We start from the raw sequence: 18,849 nt of genomic DNA on the forward strand, positions 1-18,849 counted from the left end.
ACTCTAATTATCATTTGGATTTTACGGCTTTAAGGTGCTTTTATTGCAGCATGCTTTTTATTAACTCTGGCAATATGCCAACTTTGAGCTGTGCCCATGGTGCTGGGTCACGTAGCTGCGCCCAAAACGCTTCAAAAGGTGGTGCCATATAGACCAGTATAGCGAGCAAGGTATATAGCAATAGATACCACCATTTGTCGTCATGCTTATAAAACTTCATCGCTGTACCCGATGAGCGTTTCATTTTCATATTGGACAGATTGACGCTATATAGCTCGTCTAATGATAGATGTACCATCGCGCCGCCGAATAAGAATGAACCGTAAAACCAACTGGTCGTCAGTGGGAGCTGCGCCCCATAATAGCTTAGGCACGTCAGACCTAATCCCAGTATCGCCATATACGGCACAGAGTGGATGACGCCACGATGCACAGTCATAGTAGTGAAAATATGAAAGACCACATAACGCATAAAACCGTAGCCAGCTAGCCACAATACTATCAATGCAAGTAAGCTCAAATCACTGCGCCAATGCATGACGAGGCCAAAGGCAAATATAAACGAGGTAATATTAAAACCGAGCTTAATCGGTGTGGAATTATCAGAATCTAAGTCCGGTAACAACCCGCCAATAGTCCCAAGCGCCACGCACACCAAAAAGCCCGAATCATCAATCAATCCAGCTTTATAAACCGTCAAACTCAGTGTGCCGCTGACCATAAATGCGACATTCAGATGGGTATTAAAATTTGCCATAAAATCATTTATCCATAGCGCTCAAAAAGACCTTTCGAGCGGCTCATCTAGCAGTAAAAAAGCGCACCATGATACCATAGCGTAGCCCAATGCTTAACAGAGAACGCTCCTATGCTTATCACTGATTACCCTGTTGCCCTTGATACTGATGTTTCTTCTGAGATCTCAACTATGCTGGATAAAAGCTTCGCTGACATTGATTGGCAAGCACCATGGATGTGCCATATAAATCAGCTGAGAATCATCAGCGCTGCTATTCAAGGCCTAAGTTCATCAAGTGAACAAAACAATGCTGTGGCATATGAGTGTCAGCCAATAGATGTCATTGCAGGTGTATTAAACAATGCATTTAATCAGCAAAGCAGTAATGAGCAGAGCAGTCATGGGCAAGCAGAGCTACCAATGACTAAGCCCACTCATAATAATAAAGCCCACACTCTGAAGTTTGTCTCACAGGATGTGCTGCCTGAAGGTGAAGCCTATGAGCAATTTATTGGTATAAGTGGCAATATCCCAACGCGTGATAATTTGCATGATTTATTTAACGGTAGTATTTGGCTGACGTTTCCGAAAACTAAGGCATTGCTCAATTATTATCATATGCTAGAAATAGCCGCGCAGGGTATCAATGCGAGTAGAGGGCGTGTGCGCGATACCATTACTGTCTTTGATGAGAATGGGGCAGTGCTAGTGACTTCTGATGCTAGTATTGGTGAAGAGTTGATTGGATTTGATTGGCAGGCGAGTTTAGTAGCACCGCGTGCTAAGTGGGACGAACCACAACAGCCTACTAGCCATGCACAAGCAGCGGTCTATATTTTTGGTCACGCCTTACTTGAGCAGTTGATAAAACCTCGTAAGTCTTTATGTGCGCACAGTATCGTCATCAATGTCACTCAGGACTTTTTTACATTATCACTATCTGAACGCATGAGCTACTTGGATGAAAAAGTTGCGCACTATATGGACGAATTATTATCAAAAGATGATGTTACCCCGCGCCAACTTGCACCGTTGCCTATTTTGGGTGTACCGCACTTTTGGCTAGACAATACTGACCCGAGTTTTTACGATGATAGCTATGTGTTTCGCAGTGGTCGCCGCCAAAAAAGTAATTAATGTGAAATGACTGAAGGTATTGGTGGATCAGTGGCTAAGCCTTTGTTACGTTTACGATTGTGCCACGATTTGACTACGTCTAGACGTTAACAAAGGTTGATATATTTGTTATGGTAAAAGGACGTTATTGTTAAATGATAAAGAAATGATTTAAAAGGTATTTAGCCATTTTATTTATTGAGATTTATGTCTCCTCATTCTAAATAACGATTAACTTTAATAAACAATGATGAAGGATTTATTTAGCCACCAGTTATCAGCACAAGCGTAAGACTGCTTATGTTCAGGATATATAACAACGATAAGGAAGCTACTATGAGTGATATTTTTGATGTAAAAGACACGATTGCGGTCGATGGCAAGGAACATACCTATTACAGCCTGCCAGCGCTAACCAAAACTTATGAAAACATCAGTAAACTGCCATTTTGCATGAAAATCGTACTAGAGAACCTATTACGTAACGAAGACGGCGGTCAATCAGTCGGAAAAAACCATATCGAAGCCGTTGCCAACTGGGATGCAGGCGCAGAAGCGTCAAAAGAAATTGCCTTTATGCCAGCACGTGTGGTGCTACAGGATTTCACCGGTGTACCATCAGTTGTCGATTTGGCAGCGATGCGTGATGCGGTGGTTGAGCTTGGTGGAAAGGCCGAGCAAATCAATCCGTTTATCCCTAGTGAATTGGTCGTCGATCACTCTGTGCAAGTGGATGCTTATGGCCGTGAAGACGCGCTAGATCTCAACGAAAAAATTGAATTTAAGCGTAATAATGAGCGTTATGAGTTTCTACATTGGGGTCGTAATGCCTTTGAAAACTTCGTTGTCGTACCACCAGCGACGGGTATCGTGCATCAGGTTAATCTTGAGTATCTAGCCCGTGTCGTGATGGCTGCTGATGTAGATGGTGAGCTGACGGCTTATCCAGATACGGTATTTGGTACAGATAGTCACACGACCATGATTAACGGCATTGGCGTGCTTGGTTGGGGTGTAGGCGGTATCGAAGCGGAAGCGGCGATGCTGGGTCAACCGTCATCAATGCTGATTCCACAAGTGGTCGGGTTTGAGCTGAAAGGCAAGCTAACTGAAGGTGTCACTGCGACAGATTTGGTATTGCGTGTGGTCGAGATGCTACGTGCGCATGGTGTGGTTGGTAAGTTCGTCGAATTCTATGGCGAAGGCTTACACAGTATGCCGCTTGCAGACCGTGCCACTATTGCTAATATGTCACCAGAGTATGGTGCGACCTGTGGTATCTTCCCTATTGACCAAATGGCGATTGATTATCTGCGTCTATCTGGTCGTGATGAAGCACAAATTGAGTTGGTCGAAAAGTATGCCAAGGCGCAAGGCCTATGGCATGATGCTGATACCCCAGCCGCAACTTATTCAAGCAAGCTAGAGTTAGATTTGTCTTCAGTACAGCCAGCACTTGCTGGTCCTAACTTGCCACAGCAACGTATCAATCTGTCTGATATGCATGAGAAGTTTGGCGAAACGTTAGAAAAAATGACTAAAGATCGCAAGTCAGAAGTCGAAGGCAAAGGTCGCTTTGACCAAGAAGGCGGTGAGCAAGAACAAGCTGAACATTTAGCAGCACAGCCTAAAGTTAATGACCAAGATGATGGCTATCAGCCTGCAAATGGGGTCTTCTCGACCGTTAGTATCGATGAGAAAGACCACAAGTTGCGTGATGGTTCAGTTGTGATTGCCGCCATTACTTCTTGTACCAACACCTCAAACCCTGCCGTTATGATTGGTGCAGGTTTAGTCGCCAAAAAAGCAGCAGCTAAAGGCCTGAAAGCCAAGCCATGGGTCAAAACGTCATTAGCACCTGGTTCAAAAGTGGTGACTGATTACCTAGAAAAAACCAAGCTGATGGATGAGCTAGAAAAAACAGGCTTCTATCTAGTAGGTTATGGTTGCACCACATGTATCGGTAACTCAGGGCCATTGCTTGAAAGTATTGAAAAAGGTATCGAAGAAAACGACCTAGTCGCTGCTGCCGTATTATCAGGCAACCGTAACTTTGAAGGCCGTATCCACTCACACGTCAAAGCCAGTTATCTAGCTTCACCACCGTTGGTTGTCGCTTATGCGTTGGCAGGTACGGTCGATATTGATATGACCACGCACCCACTTGGTCAGGATCAAGATGGCAATGATGTATTCCTGAAAGATATCTGGCCAACTTCGGAAGAGATTAATGAATTGATTGCCAACAATATCGATGCTGACATGTTCCGCAAAAATTACGGTGAAGTGTTTGCAGGTAGCAAAGCATGGAACGCGATCAGTTCAGCGGATAGCCAACTGTATCCATGGGATGAAGGGTCAACGTATATCAAAAACCCACCGTTCTTTGATGGTATGACCATGGAGCCAGAAGGTATTCCTGATATCGAAGGCGCACGTATCTTAGGTCTGTTCGGTGATTCAATCACTACTGATCATATCTCACCAGCCGGTAATATCGACCCAGATTCACCTGCAGGCAAGTATCTGCAAGAGCGTGGTGTCCTACAAGCCGATTTCAACAGCTATGGCTCACGTCGTGGTAATGATGCGGTTATGACTCGTGGTACCTTTGCAAATATCCGTATCAAGAATACGATGATGGCTGGCAAAGAGGGCGGCTATACCTATTACTTTAATGGTGATAGTGCTACTCTTCAAGACGGTGAGGAAATGGCCATCTATGATGCGGCGATGAAGTATAAAGAAGACAAGCGCCCACTCGTGGTATTGGGTGGTGCGGAATATGGCTCTGGCTCTAGCCGTGATTGGGCTGCCAAAGGTACGATTTTGCTCGGTGTAAAAGCGGTATTGACCAGCTCATTTGAGCGTATTCACCGCTCCAACCTCGTCGGTATGGGTGTGTTGCCATTGACCTTTAAAGAAGGTGAAAATGCAGCGACTTATAACCTAGACGGTTCTGAGGTACTTAATATCACAGGTCTAGATAATGGTGAAAGTAGAACAGCGACAGTCACGGCCACACGGGCTAATGGCTCAACTGAGAGCTTTGTAGTCAATGTCATGCTACAAACACCAAAAGAGCGTGAATACGTGCGTCACGGCGGCGTATTGCACTATGTACTGCGTCAGCTAGCTGCTGAGAGTAAAAACGCTGCATAATGGTTAATTAAGCGTCGTATGATAAAAAGCCCAATCTCCGTCGTAGTAGGGGATTGGGCTTTTTTATTGTCTGAGAAAAGGGAAAGCAAATATCTGAAAATCTATTTACTTAACTTATCTGAAGTTCTCATTCCAGCTCTCTTTAAACACTTTATTTAAGAACTTTTCTTTATCGATGTTACCGTCATTGTTTAAGCAGCTTTTATCGACAAAAAGGTAGTTCGTCCAACTGATATCAGGAGATAGTTCATTGATCTCATTTACGATGTCAACTTCACTAATATCAGAAAAATCTTTAATAATAAGTTTTTGAGCCAGCTCTAAAATACGACTTTTTGTTTTATACTCGTAAGAATTCGGATAACTAGAAATTTTATCAAACAGTTTCTCGTAGTTTACATTCCCATCTTCGTGTACATACTCATCACTCCAGAATATATAATCACTCCAAAGTGGATCGGGAGATAATTTATTTAGTTCAAGGTTTATCTCTATTTGTCTTGGTTCTGAGCATTCCGTGTTGAGTAACTCTTCAAGTAGCAAAGTAAATTTTTTCTTACTATCATCGTTCATTATTATTTCCTCTACTATGTATTCCAATTCTATCAACCCTTCTCAGTTAATAGCTTAATTCCTAGCCCCATAAATACGACACCACTTATTTTATTCATCATCGATTCAATTTTTGGATTCTCTCTTAGTTTTTTGCTGAATTTTGACGCCAGCAGTGCCAAACATAAGCACCATATAAAGCCAGTAACAGCAAAGGTCAGTCCCAACATTAAAAATGACAGCATGCCGTAAGCATAACTGGAGTCAATAAACTGCGGGAAAAATGCGAGGAAAAATAACGCGACTTTTGGATTAAAGGTATTGGTGAGTACACCTTGCTTATATATTTGCCAATGGTCTAGAGGTTTGATGGATTTCGGCTTCTCGCTATCCTGCAAACTATTGGCTATCAAAGGCTGCTGTTTACTCATTAGCATTTTGACACCTAAATAGCACAAGTATCCAGCACCAATATATTTAACGAGCATAAATGCCGTAGGAGAGTTGGCAAGCAACACGGATAACCCTAGAGAAGCCAGTAGCGTATGCACCAAAATACCCGAAGTAATACCCAACACAGAATAAAACCCTGCCGTTTGCCCCTGCGAAATACTACGGGTAATGATGTACATACTATCCGTGCCTGGGGTCAGGTTTAACAAAATAGCAGCCAAAATAAACCCTAGATAGTTCTCAATCCCGAACATAGCGAATCCTTTCTTTTGATAACCCTAATTGTCCGTGTGTCATACAGTCTGTATGGAAGTTATAAAACTCTTATAGGGTAGATAGTATCTAGCATTGAGTGAGTTGGCAATAGTGCCAATAGCCATTTGATAGTTAGAGTAAGGTTAAGAGATGTTTGAAAACCATAAGACACACTTTACGCTCAGTCCCTGTGAAATGGATAAAACGTCAATATCTTATAAAAATCGCAGATATGGCTGTTTGAACTCTGATAATATATTAGAATTAGATAAAACATTTGTTGATAATAAGGATTTTAAATGAAACGTTTGGCTTATAACGTTGCTGTATCTTTTTTTGCGACGACTATTGGGATAAGTGCCGCGCATGCCGAGAGAGTTTGCAAAGTAACAGATCCGACTGACACACCATTAAACATCCGCGATGAACCTAATGGCAAGATTATTAATAAGCTGCGTAATGATCGCGAAGTGTATGTCACAGAGGTCACTTATGATAGTAGAAACCGTCCATGGGTTTATTTAGAAGGTTACTATAAGGGTGAGTATAGGCAATGGGGCTGGGCGATTAGAGAGTTCGTCTCTTGTTACGATCGTTGATATAGTAACTTCAGTTTATCCAAATCGTAATAAACTGACTATAATAAAACCAACAGACATAAAGAAGCCCAGTCACCGTATGATGACTGGGCTTCTTTATTGTTCGCTTACTAGTCTAATCTGATGCTAAGCAAAAGTGCTAATAAGTGACGCCGAATAGTGGCGTCCCCAGGGGGATTCGAACCCCCGTTACCGCCGTGAAAGGGCGGTGTCCTAGGCCTCTAGACGATGGGGACGCATAGAGTGTTATAACCAATGGTTACAACGGTACTTCACAATATCAGATAGCTTACAAGTAAGCATTGCCTAGGTGCTGATATCGTCCTACTAGCGAGTATCTATTATAAATTTCAGTAGTACTGAGCATTGCAATAAATAGTATGGTGGAGCTAAACGGAGTCGAACCGTTGACCCCTTGCATGCCATGCAAGTGCTCTACCAACTGAGCTATAGCCCCTCGCTAAGAGTGTGCGTATTTTATGCAAGACCGACAGTCCTGTCAACTACTATTTTAAAAATAATTCATAAATATGCAAAAAAAAGCGTTTTAGCCTATTTTAATGGCTTAACAAGCCCAAATCAGCGTGGATTTTGCTTGAGAGAGATCTCTTTGATGGCTTTATCAGTATAAAACTCTTCTTCAGTACACTTAGAGTTACCATCAGAAAAAATGATGACACAGCATTCAGTAGGGATATATTGACCCCCTTTTTCTCTGACGGTTCTGATACCTTTAAAGCCAATGATGTCAAACTGGCTTAATTTATCTAGATTATGATTGGTATAACCACAGTAAGTAGTATATATCCATTTCAAATCTTCGAAATCTTGACCCTTTGTCAGGGTAAGCTTTGCATCATAAAGTTCTTTTACGATGGCATCATAATATTTCTGCGCTTCTTTGAGCGTGTTAAAGACATAATCTTTGCTTTCTATCGTGACGGTTTTGGCGGCCATGTTTATTTCCAGTGAAGAGGTTTGATAAAGGATATTTAATAGTCTAAGGGTAGTAATGCCTATTAATAACGAAAAAGGGTCAGAACTGGCCTGACCCTTCTACATTCAAAAATTTCAGCTAATCGACTGTTTAGTAGATAAGTTATTCAGCAGCTAAACTATTCAGCCGCCAAAAAGTCCGGCAATTCTGCCGCTTGCTTTTCAAGTTTCTTCAGTTTCTTTTTACCCAAACCACCAAGCACATCAACGGCATGACGCAAGCGAGTTAGGGTCATATCAGCACCGATAATCGCCATAGAGTTCATGACTGGCGTTGATGACGTGCTACCAGCGATAGCGATAAAGAATGGTGCCATAAAGTCACGCATCTTAATATCGAGGTGAGCAGCCAGACCTTTTAGCGTGGCGTAGATGTTTTCTTCCGACCAAGTTGGCAAGACTTCTAACTGCCATAATGACAGCTGTAGCATCTCGATGATTTGCTCAGGGGTGAGTGACTTATGGGTAAAGCTCTCAGCATTGATAGCAGGTAGGTTCTGGAAGTAGAAACCACTCCAATTCACCGCATCAGACAATAGCTCGATACGTGGTTGAATCGCCGCTGCGATAGCCGTTAATTTGTCGCTATTGCTTGCCCATTCGAGGATTTTGTTCTTTAGTTCTTCAGGGGTTAGGGCGCGTAGCCACTCAGCATTGAGCCAGTTTAGTTTTTCGATATCAAATATCGGGCCGCCAAGCGACACACGTTGAATATCAAAGCTAGCAATCATTTCTTCTAAGGTAAACTGCTCAGCATCATTTGGCATTGAGTAGCCCATACGACCGAGGTAGTTGAGCAACGCTTCAGGTAGTACACCCGCATCACGATAGTAGGTGATAGAGGTTGGATTTTTACGCTTAGACAGCTTTGATTTGTCTGGGTTACGCAGTAATGGCATGTGGCAAAGGGTCGGCATTTCCCAACCAAAATATTCATAAAGCAACTGATGCTTAGGCGCAGAGTTCAGCCATTCTTCACCGCGCATCACATGACTGATGTCCATCAAGTGATCATCGACGACATTGGCTAAATGGTATGTTGGCATACCGTCTGTTTTTAGCAGCACTTGCATATCGACTTGGGTCCAAGGAATCTCAACCGTACCGCGCAGCATGTCATGTACTTGGCAGATGCCTTCGGTAGGCACACGCATACGAATCACGTGAGGTTTGCCCTCGCTTACCAATTGCTCGGTGGTTTCTGGTGCAAGGTGAGCACAGCGACCGTCATAACGTGGCGTCTCGCCATTGGCCATTTGCTCAGCACGCATGGTATCTAGCTCTTCACTGGTACAAAAACAGCGAAACGCATGATCTTTTTCTATGAGTATCTCGGCGTGTTTGGTATAAATGTCGCTACGCTCGCTCTGACGATAAGGGGCGTGTGGACCACCGATATCTGGACCCTCGCTCCAATCTAGACCGACCCAACGTAAGGCGTCCAAAATCATTTGTTCTGATTGCTCGGTTGAGCGTGTTTGGTCAGTGTCTTCGATACGCAAAATAAACTCACCGCCATGCGCTTTAGCAAAGGCCAAGTTAAATAGTGCGATGTAAGCTGTTCCTACGTGAGGAAAGCCAGTCGGTGAAGGTGCGATACGAGTACGGACAGGGCGCGTTGGTGCTTGGGTCGATGTTTGGGTCATAGGAATCTCAAAATACGTTTGTTAATGAATGTGTTGGTTAATGAATTTAGCAGTGAAAGAGGGTAATAAAAAATCGCAATGACAAATATGCATGAAATATTTGAATAAAAAATACGGATGAAACAATAGTCGTCAAAGTAGAAAAATAGCGTAAAATATAGCGCTAGTATAACAGAGAGATAGGATATTTTTAATGAAAAGCCCTTCTAGCGCTTGACTACAGATATATCCTTGCGATAATAATGCTATGCAAGGCATAACTTGTTTATTTTCATCTGATTTTTCACTATTACTGGCCAAAATGGTCGTCATCTACTGAGTCGTGTGTGTCATTATTAAATAATAAGCAAAAAAATAAGTCAAAATCTACAGCAACTCCTTCGTCAACCACTGAGCACTCTGACTCAGCGGCTATTTTGTCTACGGTAGAAGATAAGTCTGCTGATCAGTCTGCTCAAGTATCTGTAACAGATAAAACAACCTCTGACGAATTGAGCTTTGTCCATGACGCGGTGTTGCTGCAAGAAACAGTCGCCGCCGTCTTGGGTGTCAAATCTTTGCCGAAGCAAACAGGCAATGATGCTGAAGACAGTGTGAACCAAAGCAATGACGACCAGAATGGCTTGCAGATAAGCGGTATTTACGTTGATGCGACCTTTGGGCGCGGTGGACATAGTCGACTACTATTAAGTCAGCTTGCCGATGATGCTCAGCTGATTGTTTTTGATAAAGATCCGACAGCCATTAGCGTGGCTCAAGAGCTGGCAAGTACAGATAGCCGCGTGAAAGTGGTTCATGACAGCTTTGCGACATTGACGGACAGTCTAGCAGCCATGGGCATCGTGCAAGTTGACGGCTTAATGGCAGATTTGGGTATTTCCTCACCGCAGATTGATGATGGCAGTCGTGGCTTTAGCTTCATGCGTGATGGTGCGGTTGATATGCGCATGGATACCAGTCGTGGCCAGTCGGTCGCTGAATGGTTGATGAAAGTCGATGATGAAACCTTGGCTAATGTACTTTATGACTTTGGCGAAGAGCGTCATAGCCGCCGTATTGCACGTGCGATTAAGCAAATGGACAGTTTTGAATCCACGCTTGAGTTGGCAGAAGTAATCAAAGTTGCGCACCCGAACTGGCAGCGCGGCAAGCATCCAGCGACTCAGAGCTTTCAGGCAATGCGCATTTTTATTAATAATGAGCTTGGTGATGTCGATGCCTTTTTAGAACAAAGTATCCCGATTTTGAAGTCAGGCGGACAACTGGCGGTGATTAGTTTTCACTCATTAGAAGATCGCCGCATTAAGCAGTTTTTGCAGCGCCATAGCAAAGGACAGTATCCAGAAGACGAAAATCTACCGATGCCGCCCAATCGTCCACGTTACTTTAGCAAGCCTAAGCGTGTGGGTCCAAGCAAAGCTGAAACCAGTCAAAATCCACGTTCACGTAGTGCGTGGTTGCGCATGGCAACACGTACGGATATCGACTATCTGCCTGTCGGCGACCAGTAAAGTCTAGATAGTTGGTACATAAATACCTACTTATTCTGAGTACTTGGACATATAAATACTTAGATATATAAACGCTTGGGCATGGTATTTGGTCCACTATCTGTTTATGAGATAGGACTGATGTTTTAATGGTTACGTGGCTGTTAAAAACCTGTAAACATTCTCTGCTAGGCTCGACAGTTGCTTTCTTTTTTGTCTGTTTGGTTTTACCTTTATCTTTTCTGATGGTGCTGATGGCTCATGAGTGTTGCATCACTCATAGACGGTTATCGCTTTTTATATTTTGAAGTTCAATTTTTGAGATCGTCATGGCAATATCTGACAAACCGACAAAACGTCGCGCCGCACCGCCCTATAATAACGATATCGGCGAACTATTCGTGCGCCGATTTAATGTGGTCAGTATCTATGTGGCAGTGCTATTAATAATAGCTGCCGCGATCGTGTGGAGCGGTATCAAAACAGCCGAAGGCGTTCAGCAATATCATCAGGACTATAAAACCTTGCAAGACATGAAAAAACAAGAGCGTAAGCTACAAGTTGAGCACCAGCGCTTGCTCATTGAACAACAGACATTTAGTGCGACACCGCAAATTGCCAGTCGTGCTGTGTCTGAGTTGGGTATGTTCTCACCAACCCTCAAAGACAAGCTCATCATCCAGCCAGGGGCCGCTACGGTATTGGTACCAGTGGACACTACTGATTCGGATGAAGAAGAGTCATACGCTGTTGGACCACGGGCTTCTACGGATTTGTCTCCTGATGTTGCGGAAGCGGAGGTAGGACAATGAGTGACAAAAAACCTAATACTGGTGGCAAAAAACCTGTCAAAACTACCAGAAAAAAACCAGCCAGTGGCAAGGTCACCAAGCCATTACGCCCTGCTAGCGCGGCTAAATCTGGACAAACGAGCAGCAAGCCTGAAAAACAATCTTCTGGCAATCGAAAAGCCAAACTATTTGATCGCCTAAAAAAGAACGAAGACAAGGGTGCATATACCAGTGTCAAAAATCAAAAAGCCAAAAGAGCATTTTTAGGTAAGGCATCTGGCGCATCCTCTCGTGGTGGATTTGAGCATGATAAGAATCGCTTCCGTACTATTTGGGGTATCGCACTGGTCGTATTGGGGTTACTCATAGCTCGTGCGTATTATTTACAAGTCGCTAATGCCCAGTTCTACCAAGATAAAGGTAATGAGCTTATTACCAGCGTGCGTACGCAAAAATCTTATCGTGGCATGATTACCGATCGCAATGATCTGCCTCTAGCCGTCAGTGCTCCACTTGCCACCGTGTCTTTTAGTCCGCATGATTATTCGCGTGAATATTATGAGCTAAAGCGGATTATTCTTACCAACCCTAGCAGTCCACAATTACAGGCGAATATGCAGAAGCGTCTAGACAATATGGATCTGACCACGCTTGCTGCTGCTGCCAACATCTCAGTCGACGAGTTAAAAAAAGTCACCGCCATTGATGACAGTATTGATGTCACTGACGAAGCAGCAGTAAAAGCCGCACTGCCGTCGGGCGCAGGCTCACATTATCTGCCATTGCTGAATAAGGTCACGCCTGAGATTGCTCAGAGTGTCAGCTCGCTTGATTTCCCTGGTATTTATGAAAAGAATTTCTTTCAGCGCTATTATCCGCAGCCGCAACCAAATTCGCAGTTATTGGGCTTTATGGGACAAAGTGCTAGCGATCCTGAAGGTGGTTACGAAGGTCGTGCCGGTATCGAGCGTCAGTATGAGACTGAGCTGGCAGGTGATGATGGTAAGGTATTGGTATTAAAAGATGCCAAACAAAATAGTCTAAAAGAAATTAAGCAAATTGAACCAGAAATACCGGGCAAAGATGTGGCGTTGACCATTGATTCGCGCTTGCAGTATTTGCTTTATAAAGAGCTAGAAAAAGCAGGTCGTTTGCAAAAAGCACGTTGGTCGACAGGTATGATCGTTGATGTGCAAACGGGTGAAGTGCTCGCACTATCGACATGGCCATCATTTAACTCAAATAACTTAAATGAGATGACTGGTGAAAACCAGCGTAACCGTGCGCTCCTTGATGTGTTTGAACCAGGTTCAGTAATGAAGCCATTTACCGTTGCTGCCGCCTTGGATTCTGGTAAATACACGCCGACCTCTTTAATCGATACCAATCCTGGATCTATTCGTGTTCGTGGCTATACCATTCGTGATCATAATAATCTGGGTATGATTAATCTGGCAACGCTATTACAGAAATCTAGTAACGTGGCCTCTACCAAGATTGCGCTATCACTGCCAGCCGATGCTATTAGTAATATGCAAAGGCAGTTTGGTTTTGGTTCGAAGACACCATTAAAGTTCCCTGGTGAAGGCAGTGGTCTGGTCGTGACACCAAAAGAGAAAGAAACAGCACGCCGTGCAACCGTCAGTTATGGTTATGGTATGGAAGCGACGCTAGCGCAGGTAGCACAGGCTTATTCAGCGTTGGCGGCAGGCGGGGTCATGCATCCATTGACCTTGACTAAAACTGACAAGCCGCTGCCGAGCAAGCGTATCATGGCGCACGAAAAGGCGATGTCGATTGTCCAAATGCTAGAAAGTGTCACAGAGCAGGGTGGTACAGCCAAAGCCGCTGCTATCGATGGTTATCGCGTCGCTGGTAAAACAGGTACATCACGCCGTATCAACCCAGATGGTGGCTATTATACCGACCAGTACCGCAACGTCTTTGCTGGTATGGCGCCAGCGTCTAATCCAAAGTTAGTCGGTGTGATGCTCATTGAAGATCCACGCAGTCAAATTTATGCTGGCTTGACGGTAGCACCTGTGTTCCATAACGTCATGAAAGAGGCGCTACGTTTATATAATGTACCTTTAGACAAGCCGTTAAAAACGGAAGAGCCATAGCAGTAAAAGTGTAACTGACCGTTTTTCAATGTTTAGCGCTTAATTATTCGATTTGTTTTAACCATTTAGGATTTGCCAATGACTATCTCATCGCCGAACAATGCTCCTGTTACCTTGCAACAATTGCTTGAAGCCAATAGCAGTCATAAACAGGGTTTACAGCAGGTATGGACGGCGATAGTAGCGGCATCGGCTAATCAGGCAGTGACTCAAGACAAGTCAAATCATATAAATGTAATCGCTAATATCCCATTTCATCAGTTCCGTTTAGACAGTCGTCAGCTTGAAATGAATGATGCATTTGTTCTCTTAAAAAGCCAAACATCAAACTGTCAAAAAAGCCGCGACTATCTATCCCAAGCTGCTAAAAATGCGGCTTTTATTCTATCGGAAGTGGATACTATCGCTCTGTTTGCTACGGCGAATATATCAAATTCTGCCGATATTAGCTCATCAGGGGATAGTATCTCGAACGCACAGCAACAATTAGCTACGCTGCCTTGTCCAGTATTATACGCACCCAATATCCGTGATTTTTTAGGCAGCTTAATCCAATCTCGTTTGCAATATCAGCAGTCAGTGACCTTACCAAGGGTCGTTGCTGTAACGGGTACGAATGGCAAAACCACTATCAGTCAACTGGTAGCGCAATTAACCCAATTAACTGGCATGAGTAGTGCAGTGATGGGTACAGCGGGTAATGGTCGACTTGGTGAATTGGTACAGGCCAGCCATACCACGGGTGATGCCTTAGCGGTCCAGCAGTTCTTGTATCAAATGGGCACAGAGCGCGCTGAACTCTTAGCATTAGAAGCCAGCTCTCATGGATTAGATCAGCAGCGCTTGCAAGGTATGCCCGTATCTGTGGCGATTTATACCAATTTGAGTCGCGATCACTTAGATTATCATGCCGATATGACAGAGTATGCATCGGCAAAAGCCAAATTGTTTGATAAAGCACATTTTCCTGATTTGACGCATGCCATTATCAATATCGATGACGAATATGCACAGGTTATGATTGATACTGCGCAGGCTAGCAATGTAATCGTTTGGACCTATAGTTTAGAACCATCAAAAACAGCTACCTTTGTGGCGGCTGACATTAAGCCAAGTCTACAAGGTGTCGAAATTACCCTGCGTAGTGATATGAATGGTAATGGCTCTGGTAATGAGAACATAAGCAACATAAACATCGTAAGTCCGTTATTAGGACGCTTTAACGTTGCTAATTTGCTCGCGGCTATTGCTGCTTCAGTGGCGCTTAGTGTGAACTCAAACGATTTTGATAATGGAATATACAGTGACGTTGAGCGTATAGCCGCCGTTGTGCCGCAGCTACAAGGTGCTGTTGGACGCATGCAGCGTGTGCCGTCTAATGATGGCTGTTTTATCGTGGATTATGCGCACACGCCTGATGCATTGAGCCAAGTGCTGGCCAGTCTCAAGACTCATTGTAAGGGACAGCTGTGGGCGGTGTTTGGCTGTGGCGGCGATCGTGATGCTGGCAAGCGTCCATTGATGGCGCAAGCAGGATTGGCTGGTGCTGATCAAGTTGTTTTGACAGCTGACAATCCACGTACCGAAGATCCCAATGTGATTTTACAAGACATGCAAGCTGGCATGAGTACAGAGCAATATCAACGTACGCATATCGAACCTGCCCGCCAAGCAGCCATTGAGTATGCCGTCAGTCATGCCGCTGCCGATGATATTGTCGTTATCGCTGGTAAAGGACACGAGACTTATCAAGAGATTAATCATGTCCGTTATGATTTTGATGACAGTGTCATATTGCAGCAAACGCTAGCGCAAGCGGGCCGAGTATAGGCAATTGGCTTGACAGTTTTTACGTCACAATCATTTAAAAGTCTAGGGTCTGTTGAACATTCAAATGTGGTGCTGGCAGTCACTATTTTTTTAGACAATATGCAGTGAAATTTTTGATGCCTAGTTATTCTAGGTGAAACAATTTCGCCATATATTGGCAAAAAATAGTACTGCCCTGAAAGGCTGATGCTAAAATTATCCCAAACGTTGTTACAAGCCTAGCTAAGGTCTCGACATTATCGTCGACTTGCGCCTAGTTTGGTGCAATTTTAGCAATCAGCAGCAGCCCTAATATTTGAATGTTCAACAGACCCTAATATTTATAAAAATTAAGTAGTCATCATATAAGGTAATCACTATGACAGCCGACAACGATACTGCCACTCAGTCGCAAGGGCTGTATGTCTGGCAAGTAGATAATCTGCTTGCTGCGACAGCATCTCTTGATGGTCATTGGCAGTTATCACCAGAACAAATAAATGCAGGACAGACCGAGTTACCAAACGACGCTGTCACGGGCAATCGTATCGCTACCGATACCCGCACGATAAAGCCGGGTGATATATTTTTAGCGCTGAGTGGTGACAATTTTGATGGTCACGATTATATCGATATGGCGGCATCACAAGGTGCTATCGCTGCTATCGTATCGCGTCCTATTACCAGTCCAAACAGTATTCCGCAGTTGGTAGTGAGTGATACACGCTTAGCACTAGGTCAATTGGCCGCTTATCGTCGCCAGCAGCACACAGATTTGACCGTGATTGCAATCACTGGTTCTAGCGGTAAGACCACCTGCAAAGAGATGCTTGGTAGTATCTTTGGTAGATTGGCGCCAACGCTGATTACCCGCGGTAACCTAAATAATGACTTGGGTGTACCGATGATGCTACTTGAGCTGTCGGATCATCATCGTTATGCTATTTTAGAGTTGGGTGCTAACCATATTGGTGAGATTGCCTATACGACTGAGATTGTTCAGCCTGATGTGGCTTGTATCCTAAATATTGGCACCGCGCATCTGGGTGAATTTGGTAGCCGTGAAGGCATTTGCCAGACCAAGGCTGAGATTTATAGCACATTAACCAATGACCAGTTTGCGATTGTTCCTGATAAGGATGATTTCACCAATCAACTGCGCCGTATTGCTGAAAAGCAGACGTCTCATGTAATTGGGTTTGGTAATACTGACGTTAGTGCTAGTCATCTCGATGTAGAGCCTGAGCGCAGTGAGTTTAAATTGCATATTGGCAGCCAAGTTCATGATATCAACTTGCCATTGGCTGGTGAGCATAATGTTAATAATGCCTTGGCCGCTGCTGCCTGTGCACACGCGCTCAATATTGCTGTCAGTGACATCGTAATTGGGCTTGAAAATGCCCGTCCAGCCAAAGGCCGTTTGAACAGTCAGTTGCTTGGTATGCATCGCTTAATTGATGATACTTATAATGCCAACCCTCATTCGGTTCGTGCCGCAGCTAAAGTATTGGCCGCGCAAACAGGTACGCAAGTGATGGTACTCGGTGATATCGGGGAGCTCGGTGAAGCAGCCGTGAGCGAGCATCAAAGTTTGGGTCGTACTATTGCGACTACAGGCATCAATGTGCTGCTTTGTGTTGGTGAGTATGCCCCTTATACCGTGGCTGGCGCGCAAGAGATTGCTGATATTAGCGCGCATGCATTTGCGGATAAAGACAGTTTATTACAGTATTTACAGCCGTATTTGCAAGCGCAACAAGCGAAGCCTTGTACCGTGTTGTTCAAAGGCTCTCGTTCCATGGAAATGGAAACTCTTATAAATGCGCTAGTCGAGGAGTAGGCGGTGTTAGTTTGGTTGTTTGGCTGGCTTGGCCAGTATTATACGCCGTTTTCTGCGGTTTCTTCATTGACGTTGAGAGCATTACTTGCGGTCGTGACCGCACTTGCTTTTAGTATGGCGTTGGGTGGACCTGTCATTCGACATCTGCGTTCGCTCAAGTACGGTCAAGCGATTCGTAATGACGGACCACAATCGCATTTGGCTAAAACGGGTACACCAACCATGGGTGGTGTCCTGATTCTCAGTGCCATTGGGGTATCGACGCTATTGTGGGCACGTCTAAACAATCCTTATGTCTGGATTTTGCTCGTTGTCATGGTTATTTTTGGGGCAGTGGGTTGGGCAGATGATTGGCTCAAGATTAAATATAAAAACCCCAAAGGTCTAATCGCTCGCAAAAAATATTTTTGGCTATCGATGGGCGCATTATTTGTCGGTATATCTTTGTATTATATCGCGACGTTACAGCCAGATATTGCAACTACTCGTGAGATGCAGGATTTGTTATTACCTATCTTTAAAGACTGGATGATTCCATTTTCGGCAGTGCCATTTGGTATTGGTTTTATTATCTTTACCTATTTTGTGATTAATGGTGCTTCTAACGCTGTCAATTTGACCGATGGTTTAGATGGTTTGGCCATCTTGCCAGTGGTTTTAGTCGCGGCAGGTTTGGGTGCGATGGCCTATGTATCAGGTGATGTACGCTTTGCTGATTACTTACATGTGCCTTATATCGCTTACAACTCTGAAGTCATTATTGTCTGTGGCTCGATGATTGGTGCAGGGCTTGGCTTCCTATGGTTTAATGCGCATCCAGCACAGGTATTTATGGGTGATGTCGGTGCACTTGCCCTCGGTGCGATGCTCGGTACGATTGCGGTTATGACTCGTCAAGAGATTGCCTTCGCCATTATGGGTGGTTTGTTCGTCGCTGAAGCACTGTCTGTTATGCTGCAAGTAGGTTCATATAAACTGCGCAAAAAACGCGTTTTCCGTATGGCACCATTACATCATCACTTTGAAGAAATTGGCTGGAAAGAAACGCAAGTGGTGGCAAGATTTTGGATTATCGCTATCATTCTTGTTATTCTAGGTCTCATGACTTTAAAACTACGTTAATAAAGCTACGTTAACTTTAAAGGTTCGTTGATTTTAAAGCTATGTCGATATCGTCATTCTGATTGACATTAAACCAATATCAATACTGTTGATTAAAAAGCCACTTCAAATCTATTTGAGGTGGCTTTTTGTTTTCCAATCCTCACGTTTTTAACC

14 protein-coding genes and 2 tRNA genes are annotated in these 18,849 nt (G+C 44.0%); 9 read left to right on the top strand and 7 right to left on the bottom strand.

The genetic code is table 11. The annotated features are described in order from the left end of the window. Positions 1–40 precede the first annotated feature (40 nt). Positions 41–757: a metal-dependent hydrolase gene (locus I6E83_RS10805; protein ID WP_197101892.1), complete on the bottom strand. Its 717-nt coding sequence runs from the start codon at positions 755–757 to the stop codon at positions 41–43. Between the two features lie 111 nt (positions 758–868). Between I6E83_RS10805 and I6E83_RS10810 the strand changes: the two genes are divergently transcribed. Both I6E83_RS10810 and acnA read left to right on the top strand, forming a co-directional pair. Then, a complete protein-coding gene (locus I6E83_RS10810; protein ID WP_197101893.1) occupies positions 869–1,876 on the top strand; it encodes a DUF3025 domain-containing protein in 1,008 nt (335 codons plus the stop codon). A gap of 315 nt (positions 1,877–2,191) precedes the next feature. Continuing rightward, complete coding sequence (gene acnA, locus I6E83_RS10815; protein ID WP_197101895.1) at positions 2,192–5,017, top strand: aconitate hydratase AcnA; 2,826 nt, start codon at positions 2,192–2,194, stop codon at positions 5,015–5,017. Positions 5,018–5,131: 114 nt separating this feature from the next. Here the strand turns inward: acnA and I6E83_RS10820 are convergent, their stop codons facing one another. Continuing rightward, positions 5,132–5,590 (bottom strand): hypothetical protein, encoded by a 459-nt coding sequence (locus I6E83_RS10820; protein ID WP_197101897.1) that lies wholly within the window; start codon positions 5,588–5,590, stop codon positions 5,132–5,134. A gap of 32 nt (positions 5,591–5,622) precedes the next feature. Continuing rightward, complete coding sequence (locus I6E83_RS10825; protein ID WP_197101898.1) at positions 5,623–6,276, bottom strand: LysE family translocator; 654 nt, start codon at positions 6,274–6,276, stop codon at positions 5,623–5,625. A 300-nt stretch (positions 6,277–6,576) separates the two neighbouring features. Between I6E83_RS10825 and I6E83_RS10830 the strand changes: the two genes are divergently transcribed. Continuing rightward, positions 6,577–6,876, top strand: a complete 300-nt coding sequence (locus I6E83_RS10830) for a hypothetical protein (protein WP_197101899.1) — start codon at positions 6,577–6,579, stop codon at positions 6,874–6,876. A 160-nt stretch (positions 6,877–7,036) separates the two neighbouring features. On the opposite strand, the gene I6E83_RS10835 is transcribed toward I6E83_RS10830, so the two are convergent. The 4 genes from I6E83_RS10835 to gltX form a co-directional block, all read right to left on the bottom strand. Beyond that, a tRNA-Glu gene (locus tag I6E83_RS10835) sits at positions 7,037–7,112 on the bottom strand. A 145-nt stretch (positions 7,113–7,257) separates the two neighbouring features. After that, positions 7,258–7,333: transfer RNA gene (locus I6E83_RS10840), tRNA-Ala, on the bottom strand. A gap of 122 nt (positions 7,334–7,455) precedes the next feature. After that, on the bottom strand, positions 7,456–7,833 hold the full coding sequence (locus tag I6E83_RS10845) for a hypothetical protein (RefSeq protein ID WP_197101900.1): 378 nt from the start codon (positions 7,831–7,833) through the stop codon (positions 7,456–7,458). A 158-nt stretch (positions 7,834–7,991) separates the two neighbouring features. After that, a complete protein-coding gene (gene gltX / locus I6E83_RS10850) occupies positions 7,992–9,518 on the bottom strand; it encodes a glutamate--tRNA ligase (RefSeq protein WP_197101901.1) in 1,527 nt (508 codons plus the stop codon). A 326-nt stretch (positions 9,519–9,844) separates the two neighbouring features. Between gltX and rsmH the strand changes: the two genes are divergently transcribed. The 6 genes from rsmH (at position 9,845) to mraY (ending at position 18,693) form a co-directional block, all read left to right on the top strand. After that, positions 9,845–11,029: a 16S rRNA (cytosine(1402)-N(4))-methyltransferase RsmH gene (gene rsmH, locus I6E83_RS10855; protein ID WP_413787064.1), complete on the top strand. Its 1,185-nt coding sequence runs from the start codon at positions 9,845–9,847 to the stop codon at positions 11,027–11,029. A gap of 308 nt (positions 11,030–11,337) precedes the next feature. Beyond that, positions 11,338–11,820, top strand: a complete 483-nt coding sequence (locus tag I6E83_RS10860) for a cell division protein FtsL (protein ID WP_197101902.1) — start codon at positions 11,338–11,340, stop codon at positions 11,818–11,820. Next, positions 11,817–13,922, top strand: coding sequence for a peptidoglycan D,D-transpeptidase FtsI family protein (locus tag I6E83_RS10865; RefSeq protein WP_197101903.1), 2,106 nt, complete (start codon positions 11,817–11,819; stop codon positions 13,920–13,922). Before I6E83_RS10860 ends, I6E83_RS10865 begins: the two co-directional genes overlap by 4 nt. 78 nt (positions 13,923–14,000) lie before the next feature. After that, a complete protein-coding gene (locus I6E83_RS10870; RefSeq protein WP_197101905.1) occupies positions 14,001–15,752 on the top strand; it encodes a UDP-N-acetylmuramoyl-L-alanyl-D-glutamate--2,6-diaminopimelate ligase in 1,752 nt (583 codons plus the stop codon). Positions 15,753–16,110: 358 nt separating this feature from the next. Next, positions 16,111–17,571, top strand: a complete 1,461-nt coding sequence (locus I6E83_RS10875; RefSeq protein WP_197101907.1) for a UDP-N-acetylmuramoyl-tripeptide--D-alanyl-D-alanine ligase — start codon at positions 16,111–16,113, stop codon at positions 17,569–17,571. Positions 17,572–17,574: 3 nt separating this feature from the next. Beyond that, on the top strand, positions 17,575–18,693 hold the full coding sequence (mraY, locus tag I6E83_RS10880) for a phospho-N-acetylmuramoyl-pentapeptide-transferase (protein WP_110923675.1): 1,119 nt from the start codon (positions 17,575–17,577) through the stop codon (positions 18,691–18,693). Positions 18,694–18,849 lie beyond the last annotated feature (156 nt).

This window comes from Psychrobacter sp. SZ93C1 (assembly GCF_015864635.1).
GTDB classification, from domain to species: Bacteria; Pseudomonadota; Gammaproteobacteria; order Pseudomonadales; family Moraxellaceae; genus Psychrobacter; species Psychrobacter fozii.

Coding starts and splice junctions, on each gene's coding strand:
- I6E83_RS10805 (WP_197101892.1), bottom strand. CDS start 757: ATGGCAAATTTTAATACCCATCTGAATGTCGCATTTATGGTCAGCGGC.
- I6E83_RS10810 (WP_197101893.1), top strand. CDS start 869: ATGCTTATCACTGATTACCCTGTTGCCCTTGATACTGATGTTTCTTCT.
- acnA (WP_197101895.1), top strand. CDS start 2,192: ATGAGTGATATTTTTGATGTAAAAGACACGATTGCGGTCGATGGCAAG.
- I6E83_RS10820 (WP_197101897.1), bottom strand. CDS start 5,590: ATGAACGATGATAGTAAGAAAAAATTTACTTTGCTACTTGAAGAGTTA.
- I6E83_RS10825 (WP_197101898.1), bottom strand. CDS start 6,276: ATGTTCGGGATTGAGAACTATCTAGGGTTTATTTTGGCTGCTATTTTG.
- I6E83_RS10830 (WP_197101899.1), top strand. CDS start 6,577: ATGAAACGTTTGGCTTATAACGTTGCTGTATCTTTTTTTGCGACGACT.
- I6E83_RS10845 (WP_197101900.1), bottom strand. CDS start 7,833: ATGGCCGCCAAAACCGTCACGATAGAAAGCAAAGATTATGTCTTTAAC.
- gltX (WP_197101901.1), bottom strand. CDS start 9,518: ATGACCCAAACATCGACCCAAGCACCAACGCGCCCTGTCCGTACTCGT.
- I6E83_RS10860 (WP_197101902.1), top strand. CDS start 11,338: ATGGCAATATCTGACAAACCGACAAAACGTCGCGCCGCACCGCCCTAT.
- I6E83_RS10865 (WP_197101903.1), top strand. CDS start 11,817: ATGAGTGACAAAAAACCTAATACTGGTGGCAAAAAACCTGTCAAAACT.
- I6E83_RS10870 (WP_197101905.1), top strand. CDS start 14,001: ATGACTATCTCATCGCCGAACAATGCTCCTGTTACCTTGCAACAATTG.
- I6E83_RS10875 (WP_197101907.1), top strand. CDS start 16,111: ATGACAGCCGACAACGATACTGCCACTCAGTCGCAAGGGCTGTATGTC.